Source organism: Pseudomonas tremae, from assembly GCF_023278125.1.
Taxonomy (GTDB): Bacteria; Pseudomonadota; Gammaproteobacteria; order Pseudomonadales; family Pseudomonadaceae; genus Aquipseudomonas; species Aquipseudomonas tremae.
The window spans coordinates 3,856,803-3,868,853 of the sequence record NZ_CP066270.1 but is presented as its reverse complement, the minus strand read 5'-3'; the positions used below and the strand labels follow the sequence as shown (position 1 = coordinate 3,868,853).

The following is a 12,051-nucleotide window of genomic DNA, read 5'->3' as shown; positions in this document are numbered from 1 at the left end:
CACCCATCAGGAGTTGTGCATGTTTGAATCTGCTGAAATCGGTCATGCCATTGACGATGAAACCTACGAGGCGGCCCTGCCCGAGTTGCGCGAGGCGTTGCTGGAAGCGCAAATAGACCTTCACGAGCAGGCCGGGCGGCAGATCATTGTGCTGATCAATGGCATAGAAGGCGCTGGCAAGGGCGAGACCGTCAAATTGCTCAACGAATGGATGGACCCGCGCTTGATAGAGGTGCGCACCTTCGACCAGCAAACCGACGAAGAACTGGCGCACCCGCCGGCCTGGCGGTACTGGCGACAGCTGCCGGCCAAGGGGCGCATGGGCATTTTCTTTGGCAACTGGTACAGCCAGATGCTTCAGGATCGTGTGCATGGCCGCTACAAGGATGCGGTACTCGATCAGGCCATTAGCGGTGCCGAACGCCTTGAAAAGATGCTCTGTGACGAAGGCGCGCTGATCTTCAAGTTCTGGTTTCACCTGTCCAAAAAACAGATGAAGCTGCGCCTCAAGACCCTCAAGGATGACCCGCTGCACAGCTGGCGCATCAGCCCGTTGGACTGGCAGCAATCCCGGACCTACGGCAAGTTCGTGCGCTTCGGCGAGCGAGTGTTGCGCCGCACCAGCCGCGAGTACGCGCCCTGGCACGTGATCGAAGGCGTGGACGCCAACTACCGCAGCCTGACGGTGGGACGCCTGTTGCTGGAGGGCATGCAGGCTGCGCTCAACAAGGTCGAACCCGAGCCCAGCGCGCTCACGGTAGGGCCGCTGGCGATCCACAGTGATGAACGCACGCTGCTCGACAGCCTCGACCTGAGCCTGCAACTGAGCAAGGACGACTATCAGGAACAACTGATCACCGAGCAGGCGCGGCTGTCCGGCAACATGCGCGACAAACGCATGAAGAGCCATGCATTGCTGGCCGTGTTCGAAGGCAATGACGCAGCAGGTAAAGGCGGCGCTATCCGACGGGTTGCCGCTGCACTGGACCCGCGTCAGTACGCCATCGTGCCTATCGCTGCGCCGACTCAGGACGAGCGAGCGCAACCGTATCTGTGGCGGTTCTGGCGCCAGATACCGGCGCGCGGCAAATTCACCATCTTCGACCGCTCTTGGTATGGCCGCGTGCTGGTCGAGCGGGTCGAGGGTTTTTGCAGCGACTCGGACTGGAAGCGCGCTTACGCCGAAATCAACGATTTCGAAGAACAACTCACGGAAGCGGGTGTGGTGGTCGTCAAGTTCTGGCTGGCCATCGATCAACAGACCCAGCTGGAGCGCTTTCAGGAGCGTGAAAAGATCCCTTTCAAGCGCTACAAGATCACCGAAGACGACTGGCGCAACCGCAAGAAATGGCCTGATTACCGCCAGGCAGTGGGTGACATGGTGGATCGCACCAGCACCGAAATCGCGCCCTGGACACTGATCGAGGCCAACGACAAGCGCTGGGCAAGAGTCAAGGTACTGCGCACGATCAACGAAGCGCTGGAAGCAGCGTTCGCCAGAGACAAGAAGAAATGATCACGCGTTGCGTCTATTGATCGGCTGAATAAATGCCCGACTACGTGGCGGGTGGCGGTCACTGAGGCGCATTCGCCACCTGCAAGGCGATCGGTTGCGGGGCCGTCACATCGTCCGCTTGCTGGAAGTCGCCGTTCAGGAGTCGAGTCAGGTGCGTGTGGGCAGTTGTGCGTCTTTTTGGCAATGGAGCACGTGGTTGAGGCTCAAGCTCGGGCTGCGGAGTCTGAGCATTTGGGGCCATTGCCTCCACAGCTGCAGGACCGCAGCGTAAAGAGGGTTCAGGTCGCGCATGGTGTTCTCCTTGAAAGCGGGCTGCCCGACTGGTTTCTGTCGGTTTATCAGCCTCGATCCGTTCAAGGCTTGCCCTGAAGCCTATGCGAGTTTGAACGCGCCCTCAGACGCTTTTCGAATAGGCACCATGCTCGAAAAGCAGCTGTTTCATGAGTGATACACGGTGGCGCTGATAGCGCTATTGGATCAGCGCTTTTGCCGCGTCTTTTGCCGGAGGATATAAATCGTGACCAGTACTGCACTGGTGAGCATGAACGCGCGCGCCCAGAATGATGGCACCAGGTAGCACGACAGGCCGATGCTGAACCACATCGTGCCGATTGCCCACACTTTGCCCTTGAGGGGAATGCCGTTGCCTTCGAGGTAGTCGCGAATCCACGGGCCAAGCTGCCGATGGTTGATCAGCCATTGGTAGAAGCGCGGGGAGCTACGGGCGAAACAGGCGGCGGCCAACAGCAGAAAGGGCGTAGTGGGCAGCACCGGCAGGAAAATACCGATGACGCCCAGTGCGACGCTCAACCAGCCGACCGCTACAAGCAGATAGCGCACCCACCAATGACGGCTGGTGCGCAGTGAGCCTTGCGCCATAGGCGCCGACTCAGTGGTGGCGGGGTTTGAGGATCGCCGGCTTCTCGTCCGGGGCCTGACACAACAGGTAGAGCGCTGTCAGTGCTTCCGGGATCTGCACGATCATGTCGTCCATCAGGTTGGCGTCCTGAGCGATGTCGGAGAATTCCGGTTGCTCGTCGAACAGGCCCGAACCCACCATGATCGGCAAGAGCATTTCGCTGACTTCTTCCTCGGCACTTTCGAACCAGGCGTTTTCACGCAGGAACACGCCTTCCATGAAGCCGATGCACCAGCCGCGAAGGTCGGAGTCATCAGGGTCGTCGCCCAGGTCCAGATCGCAGGGCAGCTCGAACTCTTCGTCCGACGCCAGCAGGCGAGCAATGTGCGCCTTCAGTGCAATCAGTGTTGCCTCGACTTCCGTCTGCTGCGCTTCACTGGCGTATTGCGGCGGCTCGGAGAACAATGCGTCGATCCATTCGCGCTCTGGCACCTCTTCGGCACAGATGGACAGGGCCGTCAGGTAGCCATGCGCGGCCACGTAGTCCAGCGCTTCATCGTGCAGTTCATCTGCATCGAGGAAGACTTGCAGGCGGGTGAGTTGCTCAGCGAAGGACATGGAGGCACTACCTTGAAAATAAACGATGCTGGATTCTAGGCCCTGAGCGCCCGTGGCGCCAGCGCGCAGGCCAATTGCAGTTAATTTTGACCGCTGATGTCCCAGTCATCCATTGCCCGCGAGTGCTCGGGTATACTCCTGCGTTTTGCAGTGCAGCAGGATATTCCGGGGTTTTTATGCTTGAGCAGGCACAACGCGTACTTAAAGACATCTTTGGTTACGACAGTTTTCGTGGTCGCCAGGGTGCCATTATTGAGCGTGTGGCCAACGGCGGCGATGCACTGGTGCTGATGCCTACCGGGGGCGGCAAGTCCCTGTGTTTCCAGGTGCCGGGGCTGTTGCGTGATGGCCTGTGTGTGGTCGTATCGCCGCTGATCGCGCTGATGGACGATCAGGTTGCCACGCTGGACGAGCTGGGTGTTTCGGCTGCAGCGCTCAACTCTACCCTCAGCGCAGAGCAGCAGCGCGACCTGGCCAATCGCGTCCGTTTGGGCGAAGTCAAAATGCTGTACCTCGCCCCGGAGCGACTGGTCCAGCCGCGCATGCTGTCATTCCTGCAAAACCTGAAAATCGCCCTGTTCGCTATCGACGAAGCGCATTGTGTATCGCAATGGGGTCATGATTTCCGTCCTGAATACCTGCAACTGGGGCAACTGGCCGAGCTGTTTCCGGATGTGCCGCGTATCGCGTTGACCGCCACAGCCGACAAGCGCACCCGAGAAGAAATCGTCACGCGTCTGCACTTGCAGAACGCCGAGCGCTTCCTCTCCAGCTTCGACCGTCCCAACATCTTTTACCGCATCGTGCCCAAGGAACAGCCGCGCAAGCAGTTGCTGGCGTTCCTGTCCGAGCGGCGCAGCGACGCTGGCATCGTCTATTGCCTGTCACGCAAGAAAGTCGATGAAGTGGCGGTTTTTCTCAGCGAGAACGGTTATCCCGCGCTGCCCTATCACGCAGGTTTGCCGTCGGAAACCCGCGCGGCCAACCAGAAGCGCTTCCTCAACGAGGAGGGGCTGATCATGGTCGCGACCATCGCGTTCGGCATGGGTATCGACAAACCCAACGTGCGTTTCGTCGCGCACATGGACCTGCCGAAATCCCTTGAGGCTTACTACCAGGAAACTGGCCGGGCAGGGCGCGATGGTCTGCCTGCCGATGCCTGGATGGCCTACGGCCTGCAGGACGTGCTGATGCTCAAGCAGATGCTGCAGAACTCCGAAGGCGACGAGCGCCACAAGCGGCTGGAGCAGCACAAGCTCGATGCCATGTTGGCCCTGTGTGAAGAAACCCGCTGCCGCCGGCAGACCTTGCTGGCCTATTTCGATGAAGACATGCCCAACCCGTGCGGCCACTGCGACAACTGTGTCGACGGTGTGCAGACCTGGGATGCCACCGAGCCTGCGCGTCAGGCGCTATCCGCCATTTACCGAACCGGTCAGCGTTATGGCGTGGGGCATCTGGTGGATGTCCTGCTCGGCAAATCCAATGACAAGGTGGAAAGCTTCGGTCATCAGCACTTGTCGGTATTCGGTGTAGGCAAGGCGCGCACCGAAGCCGAATGGCGTTCGCTGTTCCGTCAGCTGGTCGCGCGCGGTCTGGCCGACATCGATCTTGAAGGCTACGGCGGTCTGCGTCTGAGCGACACCTGTCGGCCGTTGTTGCGTGGTGAAGTTTCTTTGGAACTGCGTCGCGATCTCAAACCACAAACCACTTCGAAAAGCAGTTCTGGCAGCCCGGCCAGCCAACTGGTGCGAGGCGAGGAGCGTGAGCAGTGGGAAGCCTTGCGGACCCTGCGGCGCAAACTGGCCGAAGAACACGGCGTGCCACCTTACGTCATTTTTCCCGACTCGACGCTGCTGGAAATGCTGCGTAGCAAGCCGGGTTCGATGGCCGAGATGGCGCGCGTCAGTGGCGTGGGTGCGCGCAAGCTGGAGCGTTACGGTGAGGCGTTTCTCGAAGTGCTCAGCGGCAAAGCCGAGGCGCCCAGGGTGGTGGCCGACATTCGCCACGAGTTGATCAGCCTGGCGCGTGCCGGTATGACGCCAGCGCAGATCGCAGGCCAGTTGCAGTGCTCGGAAAAGAACGTCTACACCCTGCTGGCCGAGGCCATCGGCAAGCAGCAGTTGTCTATCGAGCAGGCGCTGGATCTGCCGGAAGATTTGCTGGGTGAAGTCCAGGACGCTTTTCTCGACGGCGAAGGCGAGTTGCCGCCGGTGTCGGCGATTGCCGAACAGTTTGCTGGGCGGGTCCCGGAGGGGGTGCTGTATTGCGTGCGTGCGGCGCTGCAATCGGAATTTGAGGTATAACGACGTGCAACGTAGCGTCACCGCCACTTGCTTGCCTGATCATAGGGACCATGCTTAGCTCGCTAATAATTAGTTTGAATCATGAGTTCCCTTATGCCATTGACTGATGAACACCGTTTCGGGATGCAACTGGGCCACCTGACCCGAGGCTGGCGCGCTGAGCTGGACCGCAGGTTGGTCGATCTTGGCCTGTCACAGGCTCGCTGGCTGGTTCTTCTACACCTTGCCCGTTTCAACCAACCGCCTACCCAGCGCGAGCTGGCGCAGAGCGTTGGTGTGGAAGGTCCGACCCTGGCCCGACTGCTCGACAGCCTCGAAAAACAGGGGCTGGTTCAACGAGTGGCGGTCGCTGAAGATCGCCGGGCGAAGAAGATACTGCTCTGTGATACTGCATTGCCCCTGATCGAGAAGATTGAGACCATCGCCAATGTCTTGCGTATCGAACTGTTAAAAGGCGTGAGCGAAGACGATCTGCGCGTCAGCATGCAGGTTCACTCACAGATTCTGGCCAATCTGGAAAGATCCTGAGACGAAGCAGCGAGTTCTCAACCATACTCTTGTGACGGATACTGACGTCCATCTGATTACGAGAGAAGCCTGCTGTGGTTTCCATAAGGGTTCGCATGCTGAAGAATTCCCTGGCTGCTGTCGAAGGTGCGGGTCGCACGGCGCGCGCAGTGTTTTGCAAGAGCGTCATGGCGGTCTCGCTGCTGGCCTGTTCCACCTTGGCGTCAGCACTGGGGCTGGGTGAGATAACCCTGCATTCGGCGCTCAATCAGCCGCTGAATGCCGAGATCGAGTTGCTGGAAACAGGCGGGCTGAGCAACGAGGACGTGGTTGCCAGGCTCGCTTCCCCTGAGGCCTTCGCCAGGGCTGGGATCGAACGGGTGTTCTTCCTCAATGACCTGCGCTTCACCCCAGTGCTGCGGGGCAATCGCGGGGTTATCCGGGTTGTGTCCAGCAAGCCGGTCACTGAACCTTACATGAGTTTTCTGGTGCAACTGGCGCGGCCCAACGGCGACCTGTTGCACGAATACACCCTGCTGCTTGACCCTTCCACGTCCCCCCAGGGCCTCGCGGCTACCCGCAGCCGCAATCAGCGCTCGACGGATACAGCACAGGAAAACCGCATGCCCGTTGCGCCGCCTGCTGCGGTGCAGGGCAAGCGTTACACAGTGGCTAGTGGCGACACGCTGAACGGTATCGCCAGCCGCCTGCAAGGGCAGGGCAGCAAGGTGTCGGCGAGCCAGTTGGCGGATGGTATCCGCTTGCTCAACCCGCAAGTGTTTGCTGGCGGCGCCGGGTCTGCACTTAAAGCCGGCCAGGACCTGTTGCTGCCGGATTCAGCGTCGCTTCCTACTGCCGCAGCCGCAGCCGCACCACAAGCGAAGCCAGCCGAATTGCAGCGTACCGCCGAACAGCTCTCGGCTGCAGCCATCGAAAACCAGCAGCTGGCGCAATCGCTGGAAGCCCTCAAGGCGCAGACTCAGGAACTTCAAGAGCAGATGAGCGGCAAGGACAAGCAAATCACTGCCTTGCGCAGTGATCTGGCTCTGGCGCAGTCCGCCGCTCAGCCGCTTACGCCTGTCACGCCCGCCGCACCTGCGACATCGCCTGCCGTACCGCCCGCTGCCCCGTTTCAGCCTGCGGCGGTAGTAGCACCAGGCAGTGACTCGTTCGTCAGCCTGCCGACACTGCTTGCTGCTGTTCTGATCGTGCTTCTGCTGCTGGCATTTGCCTATTCGAAACGACGCCAGCGACGCACTCTGGCTGCGGCAGCGCCGCTGACGCCAGATGATCCTTTGATCAAGCCTGCTCAGGCCTCGATGCTGCCGGTCTTTGAGGTGCCCGCCGTTGCACCGCAACCCAACCCTGATACAACGCCTGCGCCGGTAAGGCCGGCGGCGTCGCAACGCCAGGCGGGCGCGGCGCCCGATGCGCTGGACGGTGTCAGTATCTACATCGCCTACGGGCGTTTCAGCGAAGCTATGGGGATTCTGCGCAGCGCGCTCGAGACCCAGCCGCAACGTGGCGATATTCGCATCAGGTTGCTGGAACTGCTGGCAGAGCAAGGCGACGGCAGCGGGTTTGTCCGCGAAGAGCAAGCGGCGCTCGAGCACGGCGTAGACCCGCAGACCATCCAGGACATCCGCGACCGTTTCCCGCAAATCAAAGCCGCCGAAACCCCCATTGCAGCAGCCTTCATGCCGGTTGCCGCCGGTGCCGCCACCGGGCTGTCCTTCGACAAGGTCGAGCCGGCGTCGACACAACGTGCTCAGGCCGACCTGCAGCCCGAGCCGACAGCGCAACTGGATGAAACCACCGCTGCGGCCTTGAACCCTCTGCCTGCCGACGAATTCCAGTTGAACCTCGACGACCTGTCGATGGATGCCGACTGGGATCTGGTCGACCCGTTCGACACCCCGCCGCCGCGCAACAAGGCAAGTGCCACTAGCGCGCCTGCCGAGGTCGACCCCGGCTTCTCCTCTGACCTGACTCAGTTGCCGGAAGTCTTCGAACTCTCGGATGAACAATTCCTCAGCGACTTCTCGGAGCCTGAAATCATCGAGCCTGTCGAGGTGGTCATGCCCGCCGATGCAGGCGAGCTGAGCGATGAGTTCCTCGACAGTTTCATGAGTGACGATGCCGACTTTGACCTGCTGGACCTTGAAGAGCCGCCGCTCAGCCAGATCAATCAGGCTCAGGTGCTGATCGAGGAGGGCGAGATCGAGTCCGCCCGGGAAATTCTGCAACGGGTCATTGCCGAGTCAGACGATGAGCATCGGCGTATGGCGCGCGAGTTGCTGGGCAGGATCAGCTGACTTCGACCTGTATCTGACTGTGGAGCCGATCTTGCGCTCAGCGAAAGATCGGCCGAATACCTCGACACTTCGGATACGCCACACAGCCCCAGAACTCACCGGCATTCTTGCCCGTGCGGGCCACCTTGATCACCATGATTTTTTTGCAATGCGGGCATGAAGGCGCCGACGCAGGCTTTGCTGCGTCGGGCGCACGCGGCTTCTTGTGGATACGCTGCGCAGGTGCGGCATCGACAGGCTTTGCAGATCGCGTCGGCTCTACATCAGGCGTGTCCGGCTGGTGATGAGGTTCGCGAGTTGCGGGTGTCTCCGGGCCGCGCAAGAGGTCGCGTAACTTCCTGATGAGTCCCGCCAGCGCGGACGTCGTATCGCGTTTCATGAAAATGCCTGAGGTCGAATGCTGTCCAGCCTGGCATGGTGCAGACATCTCCGCGGCGATGCAAACGCCAGACTTGCCCGCTTAAGCACAGGCCACTCCTTGGATAGGACGCGGAGCGTCATCTCTTTTATGGGGCGCACGTCTGCCAACTTTTGGTGCGCTCAGGCAAGTAACACGCTTGGTGAACTGTTACTGTAAACAGTGAGTGTAATGGCTGGAAAAACAAGTTGCGTGCAATTAAATAGCCACTACTAAGATCGCTAGTCATTAACAATGAAATATAAAAACTCAATGCATTCAAGTGCCTATTAGCGACATATATGTCCTGCGATGCGTTTTCCTTATGGCTTTAATATTAGTGCAAGATTTGGCACAAATAGGTTGCCAAGTTTCAAGCTGCGGACTATGTTCTGGAATCGCTCAATCATGAGCCGACCATTAACAGGTGCGCAGGGATGCAAAAGTCGAAGTACGTAAGTGCTGTCCGTTATTCGTTCAAACCTGTAGCAACTGGCGCACTTTGCGTCCTGTCTTTTTCATTTGGCTGTTCGGCCTACGCCGACTACACCGAGCTAGGTAAGTCAGGTGACGCTGCCAGCTGGCGCTCGGCAGAATTCCAGAGCGACTGGGGGCTTGGCCGCATTCAGGCTGATCAAGCCTATGCCGCTGGCATTACAGGTGCAGGCATCAAGATCGGTGCGCTGGACTCGGGGTTCGACCCTTCCCACCCGGAAGCCACACCGTCCCGCTACCACGCGGTTACCGCCAGCGGCACCTACGTTGACGGCTCGCCGTTCAGCATCACCGGCGCAATCAACCCGAACAACGATACTCACGGCACACACGTTACCGGCACCATGGGCGCAGCGCGCGATGGCGTAGGCATGCACGGCGTGGCTTACAACGCGCAAGTCTTCGTCGGCAACACCAATCAGAATGACAGTTTCCTGTTCGGCCCCAACCCCGACCCGCGGTATTTCAAGGCGGTGTACGGCGGATTGGCCGATGCTGGCGTACGTGCCATCAACAACAGTTGGGGCAGCCAACCGGCCGACGTGACCTACGCCACCGAAGCCGGCGTGCGCGCAGCCTACGCTCAGCACTACAACCGCGGCACCTGGCTGGACGAAGCGGCAAATGTATCGCGCAAGGGCGTGATCAATGTGTTCAGTGCTGGCAACAGCGGTTACGCCAACGCCAGCGTGCGCGCCTCTTTGCCGTATTTCGAACCGGACCTCGAAGGCCACTGGCTGGCCGTGTCGGGCCTCGACAGCAGCAACGGTCAACGCTACAACCAGTGCGGGCTGTCCAAATACTGGTGCATCACCATGCCCGGTCGGCTGGTCAACAGCACCGTGCCGGGTGGCGGTTACGGCATCAAATCCGGTACTTCGATGTCTGCACCGCATGCGACCGGCGCACTGGCACTGGTGATGGAACGTTTCCCGTACATGACCAACGAGCAGGCGCTGCAAGTGCTGCTGACCACCGCCACCCAGCTTGACGGCTCGGTCACTCAGGCACCGACCAACAGCGTCGGTTGGGGCGTGGCGAATCTGGAGCGGGCGATGCGCGGCCCTGGTCAGTTGCTTGGTACTTTCGACGCCAATCTCGGCTCGGGTTTGACCGACGTGTGGAGCAACAATATTTCCGATCAGGCGCTGATCCAGCGTCAGGCCGAAGACACCGCCGAGCAGGCCACCTGGCAGCAGACGCTGGTCAGCAAAGGTTGGCAAAACGGCGTCGCCAGCAGCGCCAGCCAGCAGGATCAGGCTGATTACGCAACAGGTACCGCGCGCGCCGCAGCAGCGGCACAACGTCAGTACCAAGGCAGCCTGATCAAATCCGGCGCGGGTCGACTGATTCTGGAGGGCGCCAACACCTACCGTGGCGACACACTGGTTAACGGCGGCTTGCTGTCGGTGAACGGCTCGCTGGTCTCGGCCGTGCAGGTCAATGCCGGAGGTACGTTGGGCGGTAATGGGCAGGTCGGTGGACTGACTGCGCGCAACGGCGGCGTTGTCGCGCCGGGCAATTCCATCGGCACCTTGCAGGTCAATGGCAATGTCACCCTCGATCCAGGTTCGACCTACGCCGTGGAGCTTTCTCCGACTGCGAGTGATCGCATCGTCGCCACCGGCAGCGCGACTGTAGCAGGCGCAAACATGGCGCTGGCGCTTCAAGACAACACGCCGATTGCCTTGAGCGCGGCGCCGGGTCAAAGCGTCGTGGGTCGTCAGTACGATGTGTTACAGGCCGCCAACGGCGTCAACGGACAGTTCGGCAGCGTGTCCTCCAATTACGCTTTTCTCGGTGGCCGTCTCGATTACACAGCCACCGGCGTTGTCCTGAACGTCGAGCAGACAAACGCCTTCAGTAGCGTCGCACAAACCCCTAATCAAGCTGCCGTAGCCACCGCTGCCGAACAACTCGGCGCAGGCAACGCGGTGTACGAAAACCTGTTGCTGACTCAAAGCGCCGCCGCTGCCCTCGACAGCTTTCAGCAATTGTCCGGCGAGATTTACCCGGCGATTGGCAGCGTGCTGATCAACGACAGTCGTCAGGTCCGTGATGCCGTCGGGGAGCGCCTCGGCGCCAGCGTGTTCGGTACCGATGGCAACACCACGGCACAGGACAATGTCTGGATCAAAGCTCTGGGTGCCTGGGGCAAAACCGACTCAGGTGATGACACTGCCGGTTACACCTCCTCGATTGGCGGCCTGCTGGCTGGCGTCGATGGCAACGTTGCCGACGACACGCGCTTGGGCGTCGTCGCAGGTTACAGCGACAGCTCGCTGAACATGGGCTCTGGCACGCATTCCCGAGCCTCGATAGACAGCTACCATCTGGGCGCTTACGTCGGTCACGAAATCGGCGCGCTGCGCCTGACCCTGGGTGGCACGCACAGCTGGCATCGCATTGACGCGCAACGCGACGTGCAGGTTGGCGGTGCAGCAGGCAAAGAGAAAACCAGGCACGATGCCCAGAGTACGCAAGTCTTCACCGAAGCGGCTTACCGCATTCACCTGCAACCCGCGACCGTCGAGCCGTTCGCCAATCTGGCTTACGTCCACCTCAACACTGAAGGTTTCACCGAGAAGGGTGATGCAGCGGCGTTGTCTGCGGGCAGTGACAACCGTGATGCGGTACTCAGCACCCTCGGCGTGCGTGCATTGAAAACCATCGCGATCACCGAGCGGCAGAAAGTCGACCTGTCCGGCAGCCTAGGCTGGCAGCACAACCTGAGCAACACCGACGCCGAACAACACCTGGCATTCGCCTCGGGTGGTGGCAGCTTCGGCATCGAAAGCTCGCCTCTGGTCCGCGACGCCGCGCTGGTCGGTGCGCATGCCAGCATCGCGTTGAGCAGGGACGCGAGGGTCAGCCTCGATTACAGCGGGCAGCTGGCCAGCCGTGAAAAAAGCCACGGAGTGGGCCTGAGCCTCAACTGGCAGTTCTAAGCAGCACTCAACCCTAAACCCAAAAGAACGACGCGCATGCAGATGCATGCGCGCGGAGATTCGTGCGCGTTAACTAAGGACGGTGGTTTT

At 60.4% G+C, this 12,051-nt stretch carries 8 protein-coding genes; 5 read left to right on the top strand and 3 right to left on the bottom strand.

The genetic code is table 11. The features are described from left to right. Nucleotides 1-19: 19 nt before the first annotated feature. Complete coding sequence (pap, locus tag I9H09_RS17485; RefSeq protein WP_005889586.1) at nt 20-1,516, top strand: polyphosphate:AMP phosphotransferase; 1,497 nt, start codon at nt 20-22, stop codon at nt 1,514-1,516. Between the two features lie 477 nt (nt 1,517-1,993). Here the strand turns inward: pap and I9H09_RS17480 are convergent, their stop codons facing one another. Together I9H09_RS17480 and I9H09_RS17475 are read right to left on the bottom strand one after the other, a co-directional pair. Beyond that, nucleotides 1,994-2,395, bottom strand: coding sequence for a YbaN family protein (locus tag I9H09_RS17480; protein ID WP_024690186.1), 402 nt, complete (start codon nt 2,393-2,395; stop codon nt 1,994-1,996). A 10-nt stretch (nt 2,396-2,405) separates the two neighbouring features. Continuing rightward, complete coding sequence (locus I9H09_RS17475; RefSeq protein ID WP_024690187.1) at nt 2,406-2,993, bottom strand: UPF0149 family protein; 588 nt, start codon at nt 2,991-2,993, stop codon at nt 2,406-2,408. 176 nt (nt 2,994-3,169) lie between these two features. Here I9H09_RS17475 and recQ point away from each other — a divergent pair, with 176 nt between their 5' ends. From recQ to I9H09_RS17460, 3 genes are all read left to right on the top strand, one after another. Next, nucleotides 3,170-5,299, top strand: a complete 2,130-nt coding sequence (gene recQ, locus I9H09_RS17470) for a DNA helicase RecQ (protein ID WP_005889596.1) — start codon at nt 3,170-3,172, stop codon at nt 5,297-5,299. 93 nt (nt 5,300-5,392) lie between these two features. Further along, nucleotides 5,393-5,827 carry a MarR family transcriptional regulator gene (locus I9H09_RS17465; RefSeq protein ID WP_005889599.1) on the top strand — a complete coding sequence of 145 codons (435 nt, stop codon included), beginning with the start codon at nt 5,393-5,395 and terminating at the stop codon, nt 5,825-5,827. 95 nt (nt 5,828-5,922) lie between these two features. Next, nucleotides 5,923-8,121, top strand: a complete 2,199-nt coding sequence (locus I9H09_RS17460; protein WP_236502374.1) for a motility hub landmark protein FimV — start codon at nt 5,923-5,925, stop codon at nt 8,119-8,121. Nucleotides 8,122-8,158: 37 nt separating this feature from the next. On the opposite strand, the gene I9H09_RS17455 is transcribed toward I9H09_RS17460, so the two are convergent. Then, complete coding sequence (locus I9H09_RS17455) at nt 8,159-8,500, bottom strand: topoisomerase DNA-binding C4 zinc finger domain-containing protein (protein ID WP_122311571.1); 342 nt, start codon at nt 8,498-8,500, stop codon at nt 8,159-8,161. Between the two features lie 455 nt (nt 8,501-8,955). Between I9H09_RS17455 and eprS the strand changes: the two genes are divergently transcribed. Beyond that, nucleotides 8,956-11,961, top strand: a complete 3,006-nt coding sequence (gene eprS / locus I9H09_RS17450; RefSeq protein WP_122346753.1) for an autotransporter serine peptidase EprS — start codon at nt 8,956-8,958, stop codon at nt 11,959-11,961. Nucleotides 11,962-12,051 lie beyond the last annotated feature (90 nt).